Genomic DNA, 23,772 nt, shown 5'->3' on the forward strand with positions numbered 1-23,772 from the left:
AGGAAGCGATATGGGATTTTTTAGTTTTTGCCGCTCTGTCGGAAGTGCGATTTCTCGTGGTGCCAGCGCATTGTATAACAAAGCTAAAGAAGTAGCGGGAGAAGCAATAGGCTGGATGGCAGAAAAAGCAGAAGGATTTGTCCAATCGACTAAAGCGGCATGGCAAGTCGTTAAGCCTTATGTGCAGAAAGCCCAAGAATTCATACGGGCAGCCGCAGCTGTAGCCCCCCTTCCCTGGCTTAAATCTGCCCTGTTAGCGTTGGACCGAGGGATCACAGCCCTCTTTGCATTTGAAAACTCACCAATTGCTAAAAAAATTGATTCTGCCATCAAATGGGCCATTGAACTTGCCAAACGTTGGCAAGCTTCTCGGCAAAAGGCTCAGTCAGCACAACAGCATAGTGCTGAGCAGGAAGATGAGTTGACGGATGAAGAATTAGCTATCGCCCAAAAACATCAAGCGACCTTCCGGAGTATCGAGATTGAATTAGACGACGCTCAAGCGCGAGAGACCTGCGAGTTGGCGGCATCTATCAACGACTTTAAAATCGCCAAAACCCTCTTAGCTAAAGCTCTAGAGGGGGATCCTGCTGATTTTGAACATTACCTTCGGCTTCGCGCGACACAAAAACTGCTGAAAATGGCAGATACGACCTTCCAAAATGCGAAGACTATCGATGATATAGGCACGGACGTTCTTTTCTTGGTGAGGACAGCATCCAACTTGGTAAAGGTTAATCCTGAACTAAGCATGGCTGCGGCCAAAAAGCTTGATGTTGTCCTTAAAGAGCAATTTGGGACAACCCTAGCTCCCTTTGTGTTTGAGGAAATGGTGGGCTCTTGGGGAGCAATGGCAAAAGATCTAAATGCTCAATGGACTGAGAGCAATAAAAAGCTTGCCCAGATGAATGTGGCATTTAAAAGCCTCACGCTGAACAAGCAGTTGCAGGGTCAGCTCGCACCTGAAGAAGAGGCTGAGTTGGCAAGGCTACAAGGTGAGATCCCCCTGGCTAAAGACAAATTGCACCATCTGGACACCCAACGGTCGGATATAGCTCGTTATGTGGGGGCAATTGAAGGGTTCCTGCAACTACTAGAAAAATCGCAAGAGGAGATTGAAGCCAATGGCCATAGCTATCTGTTTAAGGATGGGGCTAAAGTCGGCATGATCCTGATGCGTTGCGCACAAGATGGGCTTGTATTTAAGGACTTGGAGCTTGAAGAACAAGACTTGATAACTGACTACGCCAATATCTTCAGTGCCGACGCAGATGTACGAATGGAGAGAGTATTGGAGGTCGTAGCATGATCGCCAAGGAAATCACCGACTTCCTTTTGCCAGACATTGCCGACCCAATTCAGGTCACCTTTATGTGCATTTTGCTGCTGATGATCTTCTCGACCATCATCAGCACCCTGTTAGTGGCAAAGCCATCATCATGGGAAAAGAAATGGCGTCAGGGAACCCCAGATGATGACAGCGACGACCTGGATATCGAGCATGGTTCCGTAACCGACCTGTGGCATGCGGTGGCGACTACCCCGGAGAAAGTTGCCGAAATCATGCCAAGTATGTTGTTGGTTGTCGGTCTTCTGGGAACTTTCCTCGGGCTTGGTTTAGCCCTGAATCATGCATCCAACATCTTGGGACAGCCGGATGCAATGAGTGCCAGCGGTGCAGCTAATAGCATGCATGATCTGCTTGGTCTACTTCAGGGCTTGGGGACCAAGTTCAAAACCTCTACGTGGGGCATTTGTGGTTTCGTGCTCCTCAAAATCACATCAGAGTTTACCCGTCTTGATGAGAAACGACTTACTTGGGTTATTCAACGAGTAAAAGTGCAGCTTAATCAGCGTAAGCAACATTGTGTCGACAACGAGCGATACAAGCAGCAACAGCTCTTTGACCAGATGCAAAACATTACCAATGGAGTAGTAGATGGTCTTACCAAGAATGTGGCACTGCTGCTCGAACAAAGCAAAAACCAACATATTCTGTATGAAAAGGAATTCCAATCATTTAACACCCATATAATGGAGCTGAATAGCAGCAATCAGGAGATTGGGGCATCGCTCAATCGAGCCATTAATGCGCAGTCCCTGACTCTCGGCAAGAATCTGCAAGACATTCACAATGGCGTGAAGGGGCATCAAGATATCCTACAACAGACCCTGCAAGCACAGACATCCACGCTTAGCGAATACTTACAGAGTATTCAAACCAGTACGAACGATACGATGGATGCTATGAAGCACTTTACTAAAGGCACTGAAGTCATAGTAAATAACATGGCGAGTACCGCGGACAAGATGGCAACGGGAGCAGATCGGGTTGGCGGCGCAGCTGTGGAGTTAGTAGATGCAGTTGGTCTCTTTAAGACTCAGTTTACCGATGTCTTGAATAATGTGCGCCATGACTTGGGGGCTGCTATTACAAATATGAGTGCCCAGGCGTCTAATACCTTGGAAAGAGGTAGTCAACAACTTGGTGACGCTACAAGGGAAATCTCTTCGGCCCTAGCTCAGTTGTCGGACGATGTGAAAGGAACGATGGATGCGGTCCAAGACTCGATCACCAAGGCTTTGGAGATTCAGCAAAAATCACAGGCGGCCTTCACCGTTTCAACAATGACCTTAACCGAAAAAATTGATGCCTCGACAGGTGTTGTACAAGCCATGGCTACGCCCATCGAAGCAGGTCTGCGAGCAATTTCTGCCTCTAACCGGCATTTGACCACTGTCGGTGAGACAATTGATGAATCAAATAGCAACCTAAAAAGTGTGATTGAAGCGCTCATGGAATTGCCTGACAGCTTTGCACCACTGAAAAAAATTGCTGATGGCTTAAGTAAGATTGAAAACGCCACTGTGTTGCTGAAACACATAGAGGAAAATGTGGGACAATTGCCGCACAACCTCAAACCTATCAAACAGCTCGATTCTGTGTTACCTCAATTCAAGGCTATCTTGTCCTCATTGAACGATCTTCGTACTGACCTTGAGCCCATACATTTGTTGGCTGACAACACAGGTAAAGCTGCATCTAACACGCAAATCATTGCAACTGTGTCAGATAACACTAATGCCATGCTGCATGTACTGAAAGAACTGCGGAACGATATCCATGTCGCGACTCGTCATGAGGCAGCCCCAGAGATGGCCAACTAACGAGAAGGCACGACCATGAAGGATAAACCAAGTGAATGGATCGCTATCTCTGACTTGATGGCAGGCGTCACTGCTGTCGTGATGTTGCTACTGGTGGTCGCCGTTCTGCAAAAGAGTGTCAGTGAACTGCATTACCAGGAGTTGGCGAAAGCGGCAGAACTGGAGCGCAGTCAAAGGAAGGATCCGACGGCGCAGCTCAAGCAAGCCCTCAAGGCAATGATGAACGATGAAAGCACATCAAGCCTGATGGTGCTGGATTCTAAGTCTAATCGTCTAACCCTAGCGGACAGTGTGTTTGAGCGAGGGAGTGCATGTTTGCATGATGAGGTAAAAACCGCTGTCGGCTCGGTGCAGGCAAAGTTGGTGAGTTTTTTGAAGGAAAACCCCAAAGCTCAGATCTTTGTGGAGGGGTACACCGATAATCTCCCCGTCAACCGGCCCGTGACAGACTTCCAGCGATTTTGCACCGTCTATGACGACAATTTTACGTTGTCAGCGGCAAGAGCCAGGGAGGTGAGGAAAGCCATTATTGGTGAGCTTGATGATACCTCGGCTAAGCGGATTGTTGTGGCCGGTTACGGCGACTCAAGACCCCTCAGCAACATCGACCCTGCGGACCCGAGAAATCGCAGAGTGGAAGTGAGGTTTCTGGTCGAAACCTTAGATGATAAGAACAGCCCCTCCATCTAATTAGCCTAGTCATTTGTTCAATATCAGCGGCATATACATGCCAAGTGATCTGTTCGCACCTTCTGTAGAGAAGGTGCGAATATATAAGCCCGACGATACCCCCTCAGAAGGCTTACAGCTCTGTACCTTGAAACAGCACTGTTCGACGCTCAACCCAACTTGACATCATAAATCGCCCCAAGTTTGCCACTGAACTTGCAGCTCGCGAAGCTGAGTTGGTTCACAATTATACCGAGCCTAGCGTGGAGCTTCGATACAGGTGTTTTGCACATGTAGTATTTTCAGCCGAATGTAGATATTGCAGAAAGTCTGTGATCGATGCTGCGCCCATCAATATCGAACCATGATAGGCTAAGCCAAAAGGGACCTTTTTGGGAAACATCATGCCTGTACCACCACATCCATTTACCTTTCATTGCCCCCACTGCGGCTGGCACAAGACAGTTGCTCCCAAGAGCGACGTTATGGTGCGTGGCCACACCTGGTTTGAGGCCTGTCCCGAGTGCAACCATGCCCCACTGGAAAAATCGTCGGCCACCATGGTGGAGCTGACCATCGCTAAGCTGAAGGATGTCATCCGAAAGTAAGCGTAGTTATTACCCCTTGCTAATCCAGCCAGTTCGTCACAAACCTGTTGAGATCGTAGTAATACTGTGTGCAGTGGTCCTGGTTACAGAAGCTGGCTATTCATCTGATTGAGAAGGAGATCGTCGTTGAATTTTGAACAGTTGAAAAACCGTCACCGGACGCTGCGTGAACACTCTCCCAGCAACCTCAACCTACGAGTTCATCGTGCATTAAGCTGGCTGCAACGCGCCGAAATGGCCGAGGATGAAGATGGCCGCTTTATCTTTCTTTGGATTGCGTTCAATGCGGCCTATGCCACTGAAATCGATGACGATCGTCGCCTCTCGGAACAGGAGACCTTCAAAGGCTTTCTGGAGAAACTGTGTGACCTAGATGAGCATAAGCAGATCGAGCAACTCGTCTGGCAAGAATTCTCTGGCAGTATCCGCATGCTGCTGGACACCCCATTTGTGCTGCAAGGCTTCTGGGATTATCAGAGCGGCAAGATCAGCGAAGCTCAGTGGAAGGAGCGGCTGGCACAAGGCAAGAAGATGGCAACCCAGGCCCTCGCCAGCAGCAACACCCCACAGTTGCTGGGCGTGGTGTTTAACCGCCTCTATACCCTGCGCAACCAGTTAATTCATGGCGGTGCGACCTGGAACAGCTCGGTCAATCGCAAACAACTGAAGGATTGCGCCAACCTGCTCGGCAAACTGGTGCCGGTGATCATCGAGTTGATGATGACCCATCCCGATACCCTGTGGGGAGATGCCTGTTATCCGGTGGTTGAGCTGGCTGGTTAATCAGTCGCAAGATGGCGCGCTGCGATGGCCCAGCGGCTTCAATCCGTCCGATCTGACAGATAGAAAGCCCCGGTTAACAGACCATAGACCAACCGCACCCGCTCATCCCTGCCCAGCAGCACACCGAGTAGCACTTCGCCGCTTGCCAAATCGTCACCATGCCAGAAGCACCAGAGGGCTGCCTCCACTACATCCAGCCAGCTGGCATGGCCCAGCTGATTGCGTGACTTGCGCCGCCAGCTGCCGCGCACCACGGCGCCGCTATTCGGAGATGTGGCTGCCAGCGCCCGCTGCTCCATGACGCTTACCGTTAGTCCATCCAGCTTGGCCTGGCGACTGCCACGCACTCCTCGCAGCAATTTGTCGAGTAGCAGCGCCAACAGACGAAACGCATCCTGATCTTCAAAGCAGGCATCCTCCCCCAGCAAATCAGCAGCACCGACCATCAGTTGCTCACGCCCCAGATAGATGGGCTGTGACGTGCAATCCAGCCTATGTTGTTCGACATGGATAGCCAATGCCACCACCACCGCCAGTGGTGAAGTCTCACCCTCTTGGTGACACGTGCCTTTGGCAAGCAGAACGGTCAGCTCCCTAGCTCGCTCGGCTGGCAGTAGGCAATATATCCCCTTGATCAGGGGCATGGCCGCCTGACCTGATAACAGACTTGAGTTCATAGCGCCTCAGTGACGATCGCGTTTGAAGTGGGTGGTTTTATGACCGACGGTGACAATCTCACCGCCTTGCAGTACCAGATAGTGAACGCGCAGCCGCTGGCAGCATTCCGCTGGCACTCCGTACTCGGCTTGCAGCATCGTCACGCCTTTGCGATCGAGATAAACCAGTTCGCGTCCCTGGTGATAAGAAGAACGTCCGATGCTCAGCAGCAGCTCTACCAGCTCGGGAGCAATACCGCGCTGCTGCATCCGGCACGCGGCGTGATGGCTGTACGCACTATCCAGCTTCCCGTTCATGGCATTCCCCTTTGGCGCTCATTTCGATGGACTCATTATATGTAGCCTGTATACTCATGCCGATACTGGTTACATAAACATGTCGCATTTTGGAGCACGTATGGCACCCAAAGAGCTCACTTGGGATCAAACCCTTCGTTTTCGTCTGCTGGAGATCGTCTTGCAGTGGGAGGGACGGCTGACCACCAACCATCTGATGACCGCCTTCAATATCGGCCGCCAACAGGCGTCGCGGGATATCAACCACTACCTGACCCACTACTCACCGGAAGGGCTGGTCTATGACAGAAGCCTGAAGGGATACAAACCCACAGAGCACTTTGTCCCGCGCTTTAGTGAGGGAAAAGTGGATGAGTACCTGATGCTGCTACACCGTGAAAAGCAGCACCAGCGCCAACATGAAGCGGGCCTGTTGACACTGCCGCTGATGGATCTGCGCTACGGCCACATCGAGATCCTGGATGTGCCAAACCGCCATATCGACCCGAAAATCGTGCGTGGCTTGGTGCAAGCGGCGCGCGGCCAACTGCGGGTCGATGTCGATTACGTATCCCTCAGTTCAGAGGAGCAGAGTGGCCGCAATATCGTGCCTCACACTTTGGTCTATGACGGGATCCGCTGGCACGTACGTGCCTACTGCGAGAAGAAAGGGGAATATCTGGACTTTGTGATGAGTCGTTTTCGGGGCGAACCGGATCTGCTGGATGCCTCCCCTCACGGCCGGGATCAAGATCTGGAGTGGAACACCCAAGTGACCGCTGTAGTCGTTCCGAATCCAGGCCTCAGCGAGGGACAGCAGGCCATCATTGCCAGAGACTATGCCATGACCGGGAACCAGCTATTGCTCAGCCAACGGATCCCCTTAGTACATTACGCATTGGAACGGATGCAGGTGAGCTATAACGGTGAACACCAACAACATCCCTTGCTCTACCCGCTGGTACTGGCCAACCGGGAGGAACTCATCGAGCAAGGCTGTACCTTCAAGCTCAAGAGTGCAGATTTGTTTAATGTCGTGGTCAACTAAAATCGCAACCAAGTTCTAGGACAAGGTGGAGTTTCCACTGTCTATGTCGTTAACAAAGAAAAGAGCTATACGATAACCTAATGTCAGTCAGCTCAGCTTGGCTGACATTGTTTTACTGACTGTTTTCACCGCCCCACTTCTGTGATCCAACCGTAACAATTCATCGATAGCTTCAAGATTCAACAGCAATACCTGATTCCGCGACCATACACCTATCACCACATCAATCTCACTCCATTATCGGTAGTGAGAAATGGAACAACGCAGCTCTCCTACAACTGGTACAGCTGCTGGCGGCATAGCCGCAGCAAACACAAAAAAGCTCCATTGGAGCCCGTGCATAGACACCTCAGCCCACACAGGTGATACTGATCATATTTATATTGCTCGGAACTTAGCCACTTACGTTCAGCGCAAAATGACTTTGTCAGGACCCAGTCCATCGAGTGTTCTTTTGAGGTAGCCATGGCACGCACGCTTGACGAAATATTGACCACAGAAATGCCCGACGTTGTCACTCAGGCCAGGGAAAAAGCAGAGCAAATGCGACTAGAGATTCATATAAATCAACTCCGTGAAGTACTGACCCAGTCTGGCACCGAACCCATGATTTGCGATCAAGATCCATCAATTCAGGACATTACACTGATGGAGCTTAAACGCTGGGTCGAGGCTGCTGGGGGAAAACTACAGCTCAATGTTGAAATGCCAAACGGATCTCAGATCTCGTTTGCCGTTTAACTAGAAATCCATCTCTGCACACCGTAGCAATTGTCAGCTGACAACGGAGCGATCTGCACCTCAGTGGCCGCTGGCAACCGCATTATCGGTATCGTGAAATGGAAATCTCACTGCTGACTGGCTGCGATTGTCGGCTGACAACGGGGGATCTGCGCCTCAGTAGCCGCTGGAAATCGCATTATCGGTATCGTGAAATAGAACTCTGCTCATCCAGTGACAGCGATTGTCAGCTGACAACGGGGTGATCTGCACCTCAGTGGCCGCTGGCAACCGCATTATCGGTATCGTGAAATGGAAATCTCGCTGCTGACTGGCAGCGATTGTCAGCTGACAACGGGGGATCTGCGCCTCAGTGGCCGCTGGCAACCGCATTATCGGTATCGTGAAATGGAAATCTCGCTGCTGACTGGCAGCGATTGTCAGCTGACAACGGAGCGATCTGCACCTCAGTGGCCGCTGGCAACCGCATTATCGGTATCGTGAAATGGAAATCTCGCTGCTGACTGGCAGCGATTGTCAGCTGACAACGGGGGATCTGCGCCTCAGTGGCCGCTGGCAACCGCATTATCGGTATCGTGAAATGGAAATCTCGCTGCTGACTGGCAGCGATTGTCAGCTGACAACGGAGCGACCTGCACCTCAGTGGCCGCTGGCAACCGCATTATCTGTATCGTGAAATGGAAATCTCGCTGCTGATTCACTGTGATTGTCGGCTGACAACGGGGGATCTGCGCCTCAGTAGCCGCTGGCAATCGCATTATCGGTATCGTGAAATGGAAATCTCGCTGCTGACTGGCAGCGATTGTCAGCTGACAACGAGTCGATCTTCACCTCAGTGGCAGCAAGGGATCAGATTATCGGTATTGTGAAATAGAACTCTGACCCTGGCCAACTGCGACTACGTTGGCGGGTGCCGAAAACCTATACGCTAAACGGGCTAAATGTTGACTAGTGGCTTAAACTTGCCCTAGAATCAAGGGATAGGGAGAGTCGCTACCCTGAGTGCGAAGTTGAAATAATACAATGCTGAAACCCTGCCTCGTTGCGGGGTTTTTGCTTTCTGGAAACATGGATGTGTAGTGGGCTAATCATCCCGGACACCATTTTGGGTGGTACAGTTGCCACCATAACCTGAGGTGTTCAATGACAAGATTACGTCGCTCATTTACTGCCCAATTCAAACTCGACGCAGTCACATTATCGGTATCGTGAAATGGAACCCTCGCTGCTGACTGGCGGCGATTGTCAGCTGACAACGGAGTGATTTGCACCTCAGCCCCGCTGGCAACCACATTATCGGTATCGTGAAATGGAATTTTGACCCAGGCAAACATCGATTGTCGGCTGACAACGGGCCGACCAGCACCTGATTACCCGTTGGCCCACATTGCTACAGGTATCGTGAAATGGAATTTTGCCTCTGGCAGGCACCTATTGTCGGATGACAACGAGCCTATCCGCACCGAAGTCTTCAATGGCCTGATCTGCTACAGGTATCGTGAAATGGAATTCTGACACAGACAGGCAGCGATTGTCGGCTGACAACGAGCTGATCTACTCATCAGTGGCCACTGGCGATCCCATTATCGATATTGTGAAATGGATACCCTGCTCATCAGTAAGTGCGATTGTCGGCTGAAAATGGGACGAACTGCACTTCAGTGGTCGCTGGCGATGACATTAGCTGTTTATTTTTATTAGTATTTTTATATAATGCGCGCACGTCCCAGTGGCACAGCTGGATAGCGCGCGCCCCTCCTAAGGGCGAGGTCGCAGGTTCGAATCCTGCCTGGGACGCCATCTCGTAACCTCATTTCACCACCCAATAATGCATTTGCGCATGCGTTGCAAGCATTATTTTGCGCTATTTCAGCGCTATTCAAATCCAAAAATGCACTTAACCCATTGTTTTTTAACGATATTTTTTATTTAAAAGCTCTTATAACCATCCCCTCCTAAGGGACAGGCCACTGGTTCAACTCCAGTCGGGAGCGCCATATAAAACAAGGGGTTAGCATCTTCATGGTGCTAACCCCTTGGTCGTTTTTGGCCTGGGGTACCACACGGGGTACCACAGCGCGCATTCCATAGCTATAAACCAGAGAGGCAAATAAGTCTCATTTCAATTAATTTCAGATATATATTATCTCCATGAACCTACCCAAGGGACTGCTCTGTGCAGTCCCTTTTTCATTGGAGATTTCTCATGGCTCACCTGATCGATACGATGGCCTACACCGGTCAAACACCCTGGCATGGCCTTGGCAATATTTTGCCCCCGCAACAATCTCTCGATATCTGGCTACAGGCAGCCGGGATGGATTGGACCATCGAGCAGAGCGACGTGATGTTTAACGTCGCCTCCGATGCACTACATATCCGCCCCTACAGCGACAGCAAGGTACTTTATCGCTCCGATACCCTTGCCCCCCTGTCGGTGGTCTCAAGCCGCTACAACGTGGTACAGCCTCACGAGGTGCTGCACTTCTATCAAGATCTGGTGGAAGCCGGTGGCTTTGAGCTGGAGACCGCAGGCTCACTCAAAGGCGGCCGCAAACTGTGGGCACTGGCTAAAACCGGCCAGGATCTAAAACTCAAAGGCAATGACTTGGTAAAGTCCTATCTACTGCTGGCGACAAGTTGCGACGGCACGCTCTGCACCACGGCGCAGTTCACCTCTTTGCGGGTGGTTTGCAACAACACCCTGCAGATGGCACTGCGCGGCGCTACTGGTGCCATCAAGGTGCCCCACTCCACTCAGTTCGATGCGGCGACCGTCAAAGAGTCGCTCGGGCTGGGGCTCTCCCATTGGGATGAGTTCAAGGCACAGACCAAGGCACTGGCACAACGACCCGTCGCCCCCGAAGAGGCGCTGCGCTTTTTCAGCGACTTGCTGGCGCAACCACTCGATGAGGAGAACATCATTCTCACCAAGCCGGTACAACGGCTGCAAGAGCTCTATCAGGGCGCAGGCATGGGCTCAGAGCTTGCCAGTTCCCGTAATACCGCCTGGGGGCTGGTCAATGCGGTCACAGAATACGTGGATCACCACCGCCGTGCTCGCAGCCAGGAGCACCGGCTCAATTCCGCCTGGTTTGGTCAGGGCGCCCAGCTCAAATCCCAAGCCCTGAATCAGGCACTCACTCTGCTGCAGTAATTCCGCTTCCCCATTCAAACCGCATAACGAGCTCACCCGGACTGGCACAAGCCAATCCGGGCGCCGCCATTTATGCCGTCAACAAGGAGTCGTCATGAAAGCAAAAGCCAAATATGGCCAAGCCCTGCGGCTGGCCTCTACTACCCAGTTAACCCGCGAGCAATGGCTCGCTATCCGCAAGCTTGGCATTGGCTCCTCCGATGCCGCCGTGGCAGTGGGGCTATCCCCCTACAAATGCCCGCTCAGCCTTTGGCTGGAGAAGACCGATCGCAAGGAGCCGGAGGATATCTCCCACAAGGAGGCGGTGCTGTGGGGCATTGAGCTGGAACCTGTGCTGGCGCAGGTCTATGCCAAACGCACCGGCTATAAGGTGCGCCGGGTCAATGCTGTGCTGCAACACCCCGAGCAACCCTTCATGCTCGCCAACCTCGACCGAGAGGTGGTCGGCCATCCCGATGGGCCGGGCATTCTGGAGATCAAGACCGCCAGCTATCACAGCGCCCCCCAGTGGGAGGAAGGGGTGCCGGTGGCTTACCAGTGTCAGGTACTCCATCAACTGGCCGTCACCGGCCATGCCTGGGCCGAAGTGGCTGTGCTGATCGGTGGCCAGGATTTTCGGATTTACCGCATCGAGCGCGATGAGGAGAAGATCCAAGATCTCACCGAGCGGGAAGCGCAATTCTGGCAGATGGTGCAACAAGACCAGCAGCCCGAGCCTGACGGCTCCAGTGATGCTGCCAATGCCCTGAGCTGGCTCTTCCCCCGTGACGATGGCCAGACGCTGGATCTCTCCGATTCTCCCGAGTTCAACCAGCTGTTTGGGGAGCTACTGCGATTGCGTCAGCAAAAGGAAGCCGTCGAGCAGCAGGAGTCACAACTCAAACAGCGGTTGCAAGCCACTTTGGGTGAAGCGACAGCCGGGCTGTTTGCCGATGGCAAGATCACTTGGAAGCGCAGTAAAGACCGGATGGCACCGGACCTGGATAAGCTCGGTCAGGATCATCCCGACCTGCTCACCCGTTATGTCAAACCGGTGCCCGGCGTGCGCCGTTTCACCATTCAACCATTGAGGCAAACACCATGATCAAAGGACTGGCGATTACCCCGCCCGTGATCGGGCGGATCTGCATCGGCAAGCTGGTGCAAAAACAAGATAAGTGGGTGCCGGAGAAGGACGACAGTTTCACCCTCACCACCCAGATACAGCAAAAGGGGGGATGGTTGCTCCATCCCCTGCATCAACACTACTCATCGCAAAAGAGTAGCCAAGGGCAGGAGCAGACCAAGATCCGCGCCATTCCGGTGCGAGTGCTGTTCAACGACAGCGACTTGAATCTGCGGGCGGAATACAGCGCGTTTGACCGGCAAACCGGCAGGCCACTCTGTGTCGGGAATGGGGAGGTGGCAAGACGTGTGGGGGCACAAGGCATGGAGGAGGTCAGCTGCCCTGGACCAGAGCGCTGCGCCTTTGCCGGGCAACAGGGCTGCAAGCTGTGCGGGCGACTGAACCTGTTTGTGGAGGGGCAAGGGGATGAGCTGGGCAGTTTTATCTTCCGCACCACCGGCTACAACTCGGTACGCACCCTGGCGGCGCGACTGAAGTACCTGGAGGCAGTAAGCGGGGGCCATACCCGCTATCTGCCGCTCACCCTGCGGTTGCGGGCCAAGAGCACTACCCAGTCCTACCGCACACCGATCTATTACGTGGATTTAACCTTACGGGAAGAAACCAACCTGACTGAGGCAGTCAGGCAAGCACAGGAGGCGGCACAGCGTGACCAAGGAGCGGGGCTCGCCATCGACCAGATGGAGCAGGCCGCTCGTGACTTGCTGCGTAATGGCCAGTTTGAGGATATCGATGAAGAGGTGCCGATGCTGCTGGAGGAGTTCTATCCCGAAGCCAACAGCGACGCGACGGCGAACGGTAACGCAGAAGCAGTGGCGACTACCTCGCTTAACGCACCGCAAAGCCAAGCAACCAGAACGCCGCAGAGGCCGCAACCAAGAAGGAGCCCGCTCACCAATAAATTGGGGAAAGGGAACCCGTCCCCTCCCCAGTGAATAGCGGATGATCAGCGGGGACGTGCCAACCGCTCCACCAACCGCTCTACCGTTTCCAGCAACAAGGTTCGGTCGGCATCATCAAGCCGAGCCAGTTGCTGGCTCAGCACAATGCCCTGTTCGGTCGGGCGGTTACTGGTCTCGCGCAGAAAGTCCGCCAGCTCACAACCAAACAATTGAGCGAGCTCCGCCAACCGCACCACAGTCGGCACCACTATTCCCCGCTCCATCCGGGAGACAGCTTCCATCCCGATATTGAGGTGTTCAGCCACCTGCTCCTGGGTAAACCCGGCCTGGTTACGCTGACGCCCAATCGCTTTACCCACACTCTTGGCTAACTGCTCAAAGTTGATATCTGTCATAAGTCCTCCAATCAACTTACATGGTTGGGTATAGACCTGTTGACATGAAGAACTCTGAAAGGCGAGGATCAACCAAATAGGTTGACAGTAGTGCTTTGGCGTGGAATTTCAGAGCGAAAGGAAATCCATCACCCAATACTCAACACCCCTCATTTCCCGCTGTTCAACCGCCGCATGGCCACGGGAAATGAAAAGTCATTTTTTATCCATAAGGAGACATCATGAAACGTTACTTTGTTATCGCTGGCCTGCTTTTTCTGGCTCTGACCATTAACATTGCCTGGACCGGCAAAGCTCCTTGGCTCGGCTTCTGGGGGCTGACCGCCACCTTCGTGTTCGGCACGCTTTTTACCGGGGTTGGCATGTGTATCGGGGAGTGGTTTCGCCGTTTTACTCACCCGGACTGGATCTCGACCAGCGGTGCAGTCGAGACCTTCAAAGCCAAGATATTTTGGCTGATGGGGCCGCAGGCCATCGGGGCACTGATCGGCTTTTTCGCCTTTCAAGGCTTTATGAACAATATCCTCGGCTATGCCGTGTAAGGAGTGTGGGATGCATCAATGGATAATAGCCCTTCTGGGCTTGCTACTGACGCCTGCCGTGCTGGCATTCGGTGATCATGGCCGCTGGAACGATGGCTGGGGCCAGGGGGTAACGGAGTATTCGGCAACGGTTGATGATGAGACCTATCTCTATCTCTCGTGCCAGATGGGCCAGCTTAATGGCATCACGCTCAATCAGGCGGGACAAGCAGCTACGAACAACGTCAGTTTGCGCATCAATGGTCATACCTACCCCCCGCTACCGAGCATGGTGGCAGGGAATGACAGCAAGGCGTTCTATGACATGTGGGCCGCGCTGCGCACAGCCAAGTCGCTGCAAGCCATCACCCAGGATGACCGAACTGTTGAGCTGCCGGTAGCGGGTGTACAAGAGGTCCTGCCCGCTGCGACAGACGCTGCCTTTGGCTGCGCCTTTCCAGCTCCGGAGCCTGAGCCAGCCGCCGCCCCCTTGAACTTTGAACTTCGCGCACAACAGGGCGTACTGCAGGTTGTGTCTCGTAATGACCCCGTAACGATTAAAGACATCACCATCAACCGTGGCCAGTGTCAGTTGGTTCGGGAAGTGCCGAGTGATGATTGTGTCAGCGGTCGTGTGAAATGGAGCACCTGTCTCGCCAGTAAAGACCGGTTAAAACCAGAGTACATCAAGCAGGTGTTCCCTGTTGCGATGAACTTTGGAGTGCAAGCTCGGTTCACCCTCAAGTCAACACCGCTGTGCCGAGTACTGGAGGTAGTTATTCATACCGACCGAGGGGATGCCGGTTACACCTTCGAGTGAGCCACGCCCCACCTTGTTACGCCCGGTCTTGTACCGGGCTTTTTGTTTTCTAAAAGGAGCAGACATGCAACCTGGTGACCATCTGGTCGTAAGCCGATGGGGCTATGACCATCACGGCCTCTACGCAGGCAATAACCAAGTCATTCACTATACCGGCCCTTTCTCGAGTGAAGGCCCGGTGACGGGACGGATTATTGTTTCATCGTTGGAGATATTTACAGGCAATGGCGACTGCTACCTGCGTGAATACAGCCACCGTTACTACAGCCCCAGCGAAAGTCTGGCGCGAGCGCATCAACGGCTGGGAGAGCGGGCCTACAACCTGCAGTTCAACAACTGCGAGCACTTCGTGACCAGGTGTATCCAGGGTGTGCACCACAGTGAGCAGGTAGACCAGGCGTGGAGTACCGTCTTGCTAGCCATCACGCTTGCACAAACGCCCCTGCCGCCGATCCGCACCACCGAGCCTACGTTCCCCGCACTACTAACACCGCTGACGAACAAGCTACCAACCTGGCGACTTCCCTGGCGACTGCGCTAGTCCCAACCCTTTATTCGGAGAACTCCATGACCATTCCCTTTTTCCGGGACGGCTTTGCCCTGCCCGTAGCCCAAGCATTGCTGGTTCTGCTCGACCAGGAAGTCGCTAAAACCGAGCTCAATATCGAGCGCTTAACCCAACTGACCTTCAACTTTCGTAACCCCGGTTATAGCGCCGAGCAAGGCGGCGTGCACCCAGTCGAGATCCGTCTGATACGTGGTCTCGATGGCTGGCTGTTCGATTACGTCACCGACTTCATCTACCAGGGGCTGGGCCAAGATGCTGAGCTCTGCAAGGAGCTCGATTTCAACTTCCTCGATGGGGAACACACCATGTTGGGCTGGGGACCGCAGCGGCTGGCTGAGGCGCGAGAGTTGTTCGGCATCTGGCAGAGCAACTTCATTGCCTATTGCTGGTTGGAATGCTTCAGCGTCACGGTCGCAGGAGATTAGGAGGTAACGATGAGCCAAGAATTAGCGCTCTCCCACTACACACGTCAGTGGCTGGGGCGAGTCGCCACCAGCGCCAAGCTAACCCCCACCCACAGTGGTCAGCGTTGGCTGCTTCACCTGACACCGGATAGCCCATACTTCCGCACAGTCACCCTGCAAGTCCGTTGGTCCGGGTCGCAGTGGCAACTGCTCTCCCTCACCAATGCTGAGGACTGGCACACCATGAGTCAGCCGAGAGATGAGATCTGCATCGACCCCAAGCGCAATTGCTTCTGGCATTGCCAAGCAGGGCCGGTGCCGCTCACCGAGCAGCCTTGTGTACTGGCAAGCTTTTTGACCGACCTGCAACGCATCTGCATTCATCGCGGCTATGCCGTGGCGAGTGACCCCATCCCCGACAAGGAGACCGAAGATGATTAACGCCATGATCGCCATCGAGCTGGAGGCTTACCTTGAGCACAATGGTCAGATTGAAGTGGTCCATGACCAAGGCCAGCCGGTGGCCGGTTACGCCGTCTACCTACGCTATGAAAACGAACGGGGTGACAGACTGGCGCAATGGCTGTGCGATCATCCGGATCACCGCTGGCTAACCCAGTTAGGCACCATGCTCGCCACCAGTTACCACATTCCGCTACACGACTACACCCCGCACACCTTGGCGGCCTGAACACAGCCAGCCAAGCCTGCGGTCACACCCCATTCAGTAACCCATTAACCAACTACTTCGCCTAGCCTGCCGCGTCCAATGCGGTGGGGCGATGGCGTATGGAGCCTAATCATGTTGCATCAAAAACTCACCGCCGGGGAGCAACCCGGCACCTACCGGGTGACTGACCTTGTCACCGACGATGACCTGCTCACCATCGCCCAAGCTGTTGCCCGGCAGAAACTGGCCAAGGGAGAAGCTATTACCGATAAACACGTGGCCCATCAAGCCCTGCAAGGGCTGCTGCAAACACGGGATCGCGAAGTTTTTGCGGCACTGTTCCTCGATAACCAACACCGGATCCTGGCCTACGAGGAGCTGTTCCTTGGTACCCTGTCCGCTGCGACTGTCTACCCCCGCGATGTCGTCAAGCGGGCACTGCACCACAATACCACCGCCCTGATGCTGGTGCATAACCACCCATCGGGATACCCGGAACCCAGCCGGGCTGATATCGAGATCACCCTGCGCTTACAGGATGCCCTGGCACTGGCGGATATCCGGATTTTGGATCATCTGGTCGTCGGTACTGAGGGAGTGGTGTCGCTGGCAGAACGAGGGAGTTTGTAACTACCACGCTGGTCAGGGGGGCCCGTTCATGGAGGAAGAAGGTATGGCCAGCAGTGAGCTCGACAACGACTTACCATCATTAGGAGTACACAGAAAATGGGAACCATAGGGAGTTGGGGATTACACACCCAAGTTCAACCACGTTTTGGCGCACGTGCTATTGTTGAACGAAGCAGGGTTTCCCTGCTTTGGGATCGCTGCGGCGTCTATGGCGATGCTGACGAGCAATGGCTCACCGACATTGATACCGTTATACCGAGTTTTATTGAGCGCCTTAGCAAGCTCTTTCAACAAGGAGAACTACTGAGTGACCAAGATAAATTGGTGACGTTGCAGCAAGGGGAATGGGTGTGTCTGGCTAATCCCAAAGCCAGCTACGGATATCTCTATCTGGATGTCTACCGGCAGGAATGCAGTAGAGTTCAAACCACGAAAATATGAATCTGAGGCAGAGGGTGAGCATGTAGCTCACCCTACCTGATACTTCTTTTTTTGGCTGACTACTGAACCCCTAATGCCTTGTAGACGGCATCCACCGGATCAGCATAAAAGCTGATTTGAAACTTGGAGAAGATCTCCGCCGGTACGGTTGGAATATCCGAGGCAGACGCCATCGGCAGCAATACACGTTTTCCGCCGCTGTCCATCGCCAGTTGCAGACTACCGGCCAAATCCTCAACCGGATTGACCACACCTCCTAGCGTCATGTCACCCAGTACCACCATCTGCTCTTGTACCGGCTTGCCCATCAGAATGGAACAAAACGCCACCAGCGCAGCCAGACTGGTTTTGGTGCTGGGGCCGGAGTTATGTAGCTCGAGCACATGCAAATGGTACTCATGCTCGGAGAACTTGGCCGTTGCGCTGACCCGATTCAGATTGCCTTTGAAGTAATCGAAACCGACCCGTATCGCCTCCTTCGCTGGCGTATTGGAACCCAACCAAGAGGTCGAATGCCTGCCGTTATCTGGCGCCATCCGTGCCCACAAACGATACGCTGTCACTGATATTAACCTTTGGCGTCGATTAGGCCAAGGCTGGAAATCACTGAGCTGTGCACCCAGAACATATTACAACTGTAATGCGTATAGGAATAAGTCTGAGGAGTAGGGAATATACGATATTAGCATGGTGTATCACGATGAATTAGAAGAACGTCATCTGCTATTGCATAATGTGCTGAACTATTTGCTCAAATTTGATGAAATGCTACTGACTGTGATGTATGGGCTCTTCAGAAGTATAGGTAAAATGGAAGTGCCCCGCAGAAGAGGGAAAGGTGGTAAACCACGTATTCTGCCGTGATATCAAGGCGGTAAGATAGCGCATATTTATAACATATGCGTACCCCCTCTTGAAATACAGAACCCGCGATATGGTGCATCACGGGTTCTGAGTAGTTAGAAGTTAGCTAAGAATGTTTAAGTCTAGTATGGGACTTAAAAGAATCGACTCCCGCTCAGAGTATATGCACGGAGGCGGTGTTAGTTGTGCCGCTCGGTACCAGAGCACCGGAGACCATCACAACCACGTCACCTTTCAGACCCATGCCGATTTCCAGCGCGGCTTCTTTACCGATGCGATAGAAATCGTCGGTAGAGGCGATGCTGTCAACCACGTGAGCAACCACACCCTTGGTCAGAACCAGCTGGGCAGCAGTTTTCTTGTTGGTGGTGATAGCCAGGATCCAAGCTTTCGGGAAGTACTTGCGAATGGCCTTGGCAGACTTGCCGCCTTCGGTAGCAACCACGATCAGCGGGGCGTCCAGCTTCTCGGAGGTCTCTACGGCGCCTTTACATACAGCTTCGGTGATGCGCAGCTTGTTGCTGTCGTTGGCAGCAGACAGGTTGGACGGCATCACGGCATCGGTACGCTCGCAGATGGTGGCCATGATGGTCACGGCTTCCAGCGGGTACTTACCCTTGGCGGATTCACCGGACAGCATCACTGCGTCGGTACCGTCCAGGATGGCGTTGGCCACGTCACCAGCTTCGGCGCGGGTCGGACGCGGGTTCTTGATCATGGAGTCCAGCATCTGGGTGGCAGTGATAACCACTTTGCGGGCTTTGTTGCACTTGGCGATGATCATCTTCTGGGCGAAGATAACTTCTTCAACCGGGATCTCTACACCCATGTCGCCACGAGCAACCATGATGCCGTCGGAAACAGCCAGGATCTCGTCGAAGTTGTCCAGACCTTCCTGGTTTTCGATCTTGGAGATGATCTGGATGTTCTCGCCACCGTGGGCTTTCAGGTGCTCACGGATTTCCAGAACGTCTTCTTTCTTACGGATGAAAGAAGCAGCAACGAAATCAACGCCTTGCTCGCAACCGAAGATCAGGTCGCGCTTGTCTTTCTCGGCCAGGGCCGGCAGCTTGATGGAGACGCCCGGCAGGTTAACGCCTTTGTTCTCGCCCAAATCACCGTTGTTCAGCACTTTACAGATAACTTCGCGCTCGGTGATTTCGATAACGTCCAGACCGATCAGGCCGTCATCAACCAGGATGCGGTTGCCGACGCGCAGATCGTTGGCGAAACCTGCATAGGTCACGGCCACTTTGTCTTTGTTGCCAACCACGGTCTGGTCGGTGGTGAAGGTGAAAGTCTGGCCAGCGACCAGCGCGACGTCGTTGCCGCCTTCCAGCTTCATGGTACGGATTTCCGGACCCTTGGTGTCCAGCAGGATGGCTGCGTGCTTGCCGGTCTCGGCCATCACAGCGCGCAGGTTGCTGATGCGGCTGCCGTGCTCGGCGTAGTCACCGTGGGAGAAGTTCAGGCGCATGACGTTCATGCCAGCATCCAGCATTTTAGCCAGCATTTCTTTGGATTCGGTCTTCGGACCGATGGTGCAGACGATTTTGGTCTTTTTCATGTCAGTCTTCATGGTGCTGTTGTCATCTCTTCAATGTGAAATAGTCAGCGGGTCTGGGCGAAGGCGGCCAACGCCGGCAGTCCTCTGCCCTCCCGATCAAACAGGGCCTGGTTCTCCCAGCCATTGCCGAGGGGCTCATCTATCCCGAGGAACGCCATGCCGGCGCGACTGGCCCAACTGTCGCCGGGGACCCGGATCCAGCCCGGTTCCCAATAGACAAACCCGAGCCCGAGCTGATCCGGCACTGCGGCAATAGCAGCGCGCAGTGCATCGAGAAACGCTAGTTGCCCCTCGGGCGTCGCAGCAAACCCGCCGCGTACGGCCTCCTGCTCACCGAAGGCATTACGAACCTCGTCCAGGTTGACGGTGTCATGCCCATAGGCGGTCTCAACGACCAGCAGCGGACGCCTGATTTGGGTGGCAAGGCTGTTCATGGTGCGCGAGAGGTCGCCCAGAGATCCGTGCCAATATGGGTAGAAGGAGATACCCACCAGATCGAACGGCACATCACGTACCTGCATCGCCTTGAACCAGCGTAGGCACTGAGCCTCATCCCCTCCTTCAGCAAGATGCAGCATCAGTCGTGGGGTGATCCCCCCCTCGCTGCCAGCACGGATCCCGGCGATGGCCGCCTTGAGCAACTGGGCTAATCGATCGAACCCCTCCTCTTCTTCTTGCCGGTGTAGTTGCCCCTGCGGCCACAGCATGCCGTTATTGAGTTCGTTGCCGACCTGCACCATTTGCGGTGGCACCCCGGCCTCGCGCAGGCGTTGTATCACGGCGGCGCTGTAATCGTGCAGCATTGCCGCCAGCTCTGCATCCGACTTGCCTCGCCAGGTCCGTGGCGTGTGCTGCTTTCCAGGGTCGGCCCAGAAGTCGCTGTAATGAAGATCGAGCAACCAGGGCAGGTTTAGGGACCGGCTTCGCTGCGCCAGTGCAATCACCTTTTCCAAGTCATTGTTGCCACCACCAAAGGGTTCCCCCTTGGCCGAACGGGGATCGACCCACAGCCGCAGGCGTACCAGGTTGAGGCCACGCTTGCGCATCAGGGTTAGCAAATCCCCCTGTCGCATTTCGTCCTGATAGTGAACGCCCAGGTGCTCGAGTTCGGCTAGGGTGGAGACATCCGCCCCTCGGATGACCAGGTTATGAGGAGCGGCACCAACCCCTGCACTGATGGCTCCCAGCATGACCAACAGTGGCCAGCTCAGCGGGGGGGACATGCTAGTGTTGCTCCGGCTCGTGCAACTCGAACCACTGACCGAGCTCGCGGCGCAGGTTGTCCGAGCGCTTGCCGAAAATGGCCTGCACCTCGTCACCGATGATGATGACGCCGATGGCACCGAGACCTTGCAGCGCCTCGCTGTCGACCAGCTGCAAGGCATTGACCCTGACCCGCAGCCGGGTCAGGCAGGCGTCAAAGCCCACTATGTTGTCGCGCCCCCCAAAGGCAGCGATGAGCGCGGTGATGGCCGCCTCGTCCAGCCCGGAAAGCGGCGTCTCGGTCGATTTTTCCTCCTTGTGGCCGAGGGCAGCGGCGAACAGCCGCTTGAAGTCCTGCATCTTGACCATTTGAACCTCCTAAACGTGAAAAAAGAGGGCGAAGCCACAGGCTCCGCCCCGCAATCAACGGGCGCGACGCAGCACCCGGCAGCCGAATGGAGGCAGCACCAGCGAATCGCTCAGCGCCTCACCGCTCACCATGTCACTGTGACCACCCGGCAGAGTGACTAGGCGCTCGGCGTTGGCGAAGTTTTGCACGAACACGAACGCCTGCTCACCATCGCTGCGGCACTGGGCTGTGACCCCCTCCGGCAAGGCTGGCAAGGCACGCGGCAGGGCCAGGGTCTCGATGAGATGGCCAAAGAAATCGCGTTGGAACGCCAGATCATTTCGCGAGGCGACATAATAGGCGCGACCTGTCCCGTGCTCGTTGACCGTCACCGCCGGACGTCCGGCATAAAAGTCACCGTCATAGCTGGCCAGGGCCCTCGCGCCTTCCAGGTGGATGAGATCGCAAAGGTGAGTGACTTCGTAAGGGCCGCAGAGTCCGGCTTCATTGCCAGCAAGACCCGAGACGGCGTTACGCTCTTCGTCATAGAGACCGTCTATCTCCTCTGCCCAGATCCCGAGGACCGGGCGCAGCGGCCCAGGGAAGCCCCCCAGGTGACAGAGATCGGTCTCGTTGACGATGCCGCTCCAGTAAGTGGTAACGAACTGCCCGCCTCGTTTGACAAAGGCGTCGACCCGTTCGGCAAAGCCATTGCGCACCATGTAGAGCATCGGGGCGATAACTAGGTCATAGCCATCAAGCACGCAGTCGGCATTGATGACATCCACCGCCACCCCTGCCTCCCAGAAGGGGCGGTAGTGCTCGGCTACCGTCTTCTCGTAGAAGAGGCCAGCATTGCGCGGTCCTTGGGCATTATCCATGGCCCAACGGCTCTCCCAGTCGAAAATGATGGCCACTTTGGCCTCGACGCGGCTGCCCGCGACCTCTGGCAACTTGGCTAGGATCTCGCCTAGCGCCTGCACCTCGCGGCCCACCCGGGTATCAATGTGACCGACGTGATCGACCACGGCACCGTGGAACTTCTCGACCGAACCACGGCTCTTGCGCCACTGGAAGTACTGCACCGAGTCGGAGCCGTGGGCTACCGCCTGCAAGGAGGAGAGGATATGCATTCCCGGCTTCTTGAGCTTGCTGATGGGCTGCCAGTTGGTCAGGCTCGGGGTCGACTCCATCAGGAAGAAGGGCTGGCCTCCCTTGAGAGTGCGCATTAGGTCGTGATACATGGCGGTGTAAGCTGCCAGGGTCGAGTCATCGCCACTGTTGTGCCAGAGGGGGTAGCTATCCCAGGAGATAAAATCGATCTCCTTTGCCAACTGCCAGTAGTCATAGTCGTAGAAGTACTCCATGAAGTTGGTGGTGGCCGGTAGGCTCGGGTTGGCCGCCTTCAAGGGCTTGATCTCCTCGGCACAGAAATCGCTCACCTGGGCGGTATTGAAACGCTTCCAGTCGAGGTTGAGGCCGTGGATCGAACTCTCGCCGATGGGAGACGGGGATTCGATCTGTGACCAGTCGGTGTAGGTATGGCTCCAGAAGCTACTCCACCAGGCGTGATTGAGCGCTTCTATGCTGTCATAACGAGCCTTGAGCCAGTCGCGAAAGCGCTCCTGACAAAGCTCGCAGTGGCACTCGCCACCGTACTCGTTGGAGATGTGCCAGGCGATGACACCGGGATGACGGCCATAGCGTTCGGCCAGGGCTCCATTGATAGCTCGCACCTTGTCACGATAGACAGGCGAACTCATGCAGTGATTGTGACGGCCACCGTGCAGTGCCTTGACCCGTTCCTTGCTGACCCGCAGAACCTCGGGATAACGTTGGGAAAGCCAAGCCGGACGCGCACCGCTCGGGGTGGCGAGGAAGACCGACACGCCGTTTTCGTGTAAGCGATCAAGCACCGTATCGAGCCAGCCGAACTCATAGCGCCCCTCTTGTGGCTCCAGGGAAGACCAACTGAAGATGCCGACCGACATCACGTTGCAGCGGGTCTGCTTCATCATCTCGAGATCGCGCTCGAACACCTCAGGATCATCCAGCCACTGATCCGGGTTGTAATCAGCACCATGCAGCAGGGCGGGCACCCGTTCACTGAGCGGGGGAAACTTGAACATCACACATCTCCTAAAACGAGGGGCGCCGGCCATGGCCGGTCGCCCTATCGGTTGAA

26 protein-coding genes and 2 tRNA genes are annotated in these 23,772 nt (G+C 54.7%); 20 read left to right on the forward strand and 8 right to left on the reverse strand.

The genetic code is table 11. The features are described 5' to 3' along the window. Positions 1-10 precede the first annotated feature (10 nt). From ACTG1P_RS08470 to ACTG1P_RS08490, 5 genes are all read left to right on the forward strand, one after another. Positions 11-1,309 (forward strand): hypothetical protein, encoded by a 1,299-nt coding sequence (locus ACTG1P_RS08470; RefSeq protein WP_440001008.1) that lies wholly within the window; start codon positions 11-13, stop codon positions 1,307-1,309. After that, the gene (locus ACTG1P_RS08475; RefSeq protein ID WP_421291601.1) at positions 1,306-3,168 is read left to right on the forward strand and encodes a hypothetical protein; all 1,863 of its coding nucleotides are present in this window, start codon (positions 1,306-1,308) and stop codon (positions 3,166-3,168) included. Before ACTG1P_RS08470 ends, ACTG1P_RS08475 begins: the two co-directional genes overlap by 4 nt. Before the next feature lie 15 nt (positions 3,169-3,183). After that, entirely contained in the window at positions 3,184-3,858 is a 675-nt protein-coding gene (locus ACTG1P_RS08480; protein ID WP_010634847.1) for an OmpA/MotB family protein, read from the forward strand. Between the two features lie 383 nt (positions 3,859-4,241). Further along, positions 4,242-4,445 carry a hypothetical protein gene (locus tag ACTG1P_RS08485; protein ID WP_421199847.1) on the forward strand — a complete coding sequence of 68 codons (204 nt, stop codon included), beginning with the start codon at positions 4,242-4,244 and terminating at the stop codon, positions 4,443-4,445. A gap of 126 nt (positions 4,446-4,571) precedes the next feature. Beyond that, positions 4,572-5,228 (forward strand): HEPN domain-containing protein, encoded by a 657-nt coding sequence (locus ACTG1P_RS08490; protein WP_193001433.1) that lies wholly within the window; start codon positions 4,572-4,574, stop codon positions 5,226-5,228. 38 nt (positions 5,229-5,266) lie between these two features. Here the strand turns inward: ACTG1P_RS08490 and ACTG1P_RS08495 are convergent, their stop codons facing one another. Beyond that, the gene (locus tag ACTG1P_RS08495) at positions 5,267-5,905 is read right to left on the reverse strand and encodes an ADP-ribosylglycohydrolase (protein ID WP_225628386.1); all 639 of its coding nucleotides are present in this window, start codon (positions 5,903-5,905) and stop codon (positions 5,267-5,269) included. A gap of 6 nt (positions 5,906-5,911) precedes the next feature. Then, entirely contained in the window at positions 5,912-6,202 is a 291-nt protein-coding gene (locus ACTG1P_RS08500) for a DUF4258 domain-containing protein (RefSeq protein ID WP_029303229.1), read from the reverse strand. 100 nt (positions 6,203-6,302) lie between these two features. Here ACTG1P_RS08500 and ACTG1P_RS08505 point away from each other — a divergent pair, with 100 nt between their 5' ends. The 7 genes from ACTG1P_RS08505 (at position 6,303) to ACTG1P_RS08535 (ending at position 13,188) form a co-directional block, all read left to right on the forward strand. Continuing rightward, entirely contained in the window at positions 6,303-7,229 is a 927-nt protein-coding gene (locus tag ACTG1P_RS08505) for a WYL domain-containing protein (protein ID WP_201980137.1), read from the forward strand. A gap of 465 nt (positions 7,230-7,694) precedes the next feature. Continuing rightward, positions 7,695-7,970: a hypothetical protein gene (locus ACTG1P_RS08510; protein ID WP_440001009.1), complete on the forward strand. Its 276-nt coding sequence runs from the start codon at positions 7,695-7,697 to the stop codon at positions 7,968-7,970. Between the two features lie 1,723 nt (positions 7,971-9,693). Beyond that, positions 9,694-9,770: transfer RNA gene (locus ACTG1P_RS08515), tRNA-Arg, on the forward strand. Between the two features lie 107 nt (positions 9,771-9,877). Next, positions 9,878-9,967 (forward strand) — tRNA-Arg (locus ACTG1P_RS08520). Positions 9,968-10,176: 209 nt separating this feature from the next. Beyond that, complete coding sequence (locus tag ACTG1P_RS08525) at positions 10,177-11,127, forward strand: DUF932 domain-containing protein (protein WP_440001010.1); 951 nt, start codon at positions 10,177-10,179, stop codon at positions 11,125-11,127. A 94-nt stretch (positions 11,128-11,221) separates the two neighbouring features. Beyond that, positions 11,222-12,211, forward strand: a complete 990-nt coding sequence (locus ACTG1P_RS08530; RefSeq protein WP_268030202.1) for a YqaJ viral recombinase family nuclease — start codon at positions 11,222-11,224, stop codon at positions 12,209-12,211. Beyond that, on the forward strand, positions 12,208-13,188 hold the full coding sequence (locus ACTG1P_RS08535; RefSeq protein WP_440001011.1) for a recombination directionality factor: 981 nt from the start codon (positions 12,208-12,210) through the stop codon (positions 13,186-13,188). Before ACTG1P_RS08530 ends, ACTG1P_RS08535 begins: the two co-directional genes overlap by 4 nt. A gap of 11 nt (positions 13,189-13,199) precedes the next feature. Here ACTG1P_RS08535 and ACTG1P_RS08540 read toward each other — a convergent pair whose 3' ends face one another. After that, the gene (locus ACTG1P_RS08540; protein WP_069554320.1) at positions 13,200-13,550 is read right to left on the reverse strand and encodes a helix-turn-helix domain-containing protein; all 351 of its coding nucleotides are present in this window, start codon (positions 13,548-13,550) and stop codon (positions 13,200-13,202) included. 221 nt (positions 13,551-13,771) lie between these two features. On the opposite strand from ACTG1P_RS08540, the gene ACTG1P_RS08545 reads away from it, so the two are divergent. The 8 genes from ACTG1P_RS08545 to ACTG1P_RS08580 all read left to right on the forward strand — a co-directional run bounded on the left by ACTG1P_RS08545 (position 13,772) and on the right by ACTG1P_RS08580 (position 17,604). Then, complete coding sequence (locus tag ACTG1P_RS08545) at positions 13,772-14,092, forward strand: hypothetical protein (protein WP_069554321.1); 321 nt, start codon at positions 13,772-13,774, stop codon at positions 14,090-14,092. A 10-nt stretch (positions 14,093-14,102) separates the two neighbouring features. After that, entirely contained in the window at positions 14,103-14,891 is a 789-nt protein-coding gene (locus ACTG1P_RS08550) for a hypothetical protein (RefSeq protein ID WP_440001012.1), read from the forward strand. A 64-nt stretch (positions 14,892-14,955) separates the two neighbouring features. Then, complete coding sequence (locus ACTG1P_RS08555) at positions 14,956-15,432, forward strand: lecithin retinol acyltransferase family protein (RefSeq protein ID WP_440001013.1); 477 nt, start codon at positions 14,956-14,958, stop codon at positions 15,430-15,432. Positions 15,433-15,458: 26 nt separating this feature from the next. After that, a complete protein-coding gene (locus ACTG1P_RS08560; RefSeq protein WP_440001014.1) occupies positions 15,459-15,884 on the forward strand; it encodes a DUF2787 domain-containing protein in 426 nt (141 codons plus the stop codon). Between the two features lie 9 nt (positions 15,885-15,893). Then, positions 15,894-16,304, forward strand: a complete 411-nt coding sequence (locus tag ACTG1P_RS08565) for a hypothetical protein (RefSeq protein ID WP_421187784.1) — start codon at positions 15,894-15,896, stop codon at positions 16,302-16,304. Further along, the gene (locus ACTG1P_RS08570) at positions 16,297-16,554 is read left to right on the forward strand and encodes a hypothetical protein (protein ID WP_421187782.1); all 258 of its coding nucleotides are present in this window, start codon (positions 16,297-16,299) and stop codon (positions 16,552-16,554) included. The genes ACTG1P_RS08565 and ACTG1P_RS08570 overlap by 8 nt, the downstream gene beginning before the upstream one ends. 111 nt (positions 16,555-16,665) lie before the next feature. Then, entirely contained in the window at positions 16,666-17,163 is a 498-nt protein-coding gene (gene radC, locus ACTG1P_RS08575; protein WP_440001015.1) for a RadC family protein, read from the forward strand. A 96-nt stretch (positions 17,164-17,259) separates the two neighbouring features. Then, the gene (locus tag ACTG1P_RS08580; protein ID WP_440001016.1) at positions 17,260-17,604 is read left to right on the forward strand and encodes a type IV toxin-antitoxin system YeeU family antitoxin; all 345 of its coding nucleotides are present in this window, start codon (positions 17,260-17,262) and stop codon (positions 17,602-17,604) included. A gap of 59 nt (positions 17,605-17,663) precedes the next feature. Here ACTG1P_RS08580 and ACTG1P_RS08585 read toward each other — a convergent pair whose 3' ends face one another. The 5 genes from ACTG1P_RS08585 to ACTG1P_RS08605 all read right to left on the reverse strand — a co-directional run bounded on the left by ACTG1P_RS08585 (position 17,664) and on the right by ACTG1P_RS08605 (position 23,716). Beyond that, the gene (locus tag ACTG1P_RS08585) at positions 17,664-18,167 is read right to left on the reverse strand and encodes a S16 family serine protease (protein ID WP_440001017.1); all 504 of its coding nucleotides are present in this window, start codon (positions 18,165-18,167) and stop codon (positions 17,664-17,666) included. Between the two features lie 455 nt (positions 18,168-18,622). After that, on the reverse strand, positions 18,623-20,035 hold the full coding sequence (pykF, locus tag ACTG1P_RS08590) for a pyruvate kinase PykF (RefSeq protein ID WP_421257775.1): 1,413 nt from the start codon (positions 20,033-20,035) through the stop codon (positions 18,623-18,625). A 44-nt stretch (positions 20,036-20,079) separates the two neighbouring features. Further along, a complete protein-coding gene (locus ACTG1P_RS08595; RefSeq protein WP_440001018.1) occupies positions 20,080-21,258 on the reverse strand; it encodes a glycoside hydrolase family 53 protein in 1,179 nt (392 codons plus the stop codon). A gap of 1 nt (position 21,259) precedes the next feature. Beyond that, positions 21,260-21,607, reverse strand: a complete 348-nt coding sequence (locus ACTG1P_RS08600) for a glucose PTS transporter subunit EIIB (RefSeq protein WP_440001019.1) — start codon at positions 21,605-21,607, stop codon at positions 21,260-21,262. Positions 21,608-21,661: 54 nt separating this feature from the next. After that, positions 21,662-23,716, reverse strand: coding sequence for a beta-galactosidase (locus ACTG1P_RS08605; protein ID WP_440001020.1), 2,055 nt, complete (start codon positions 23,714-23,716; stop codon positions 21,662-21,664). Between the last annotated feature and the right edge of the window lie 56 nt (positions 23,717-23,772).

It is taken from the genome of Aeromonas sp. 11P, from assembly GCF_051920165.1.
GTDB classification, from domain to species: domain Bacteria; phylum Pseudomonadota; class Gammaproteobacteria; order Enterobacterales; family Aeromonadaceae; genus Aeromonas; species Aeromonas veronii.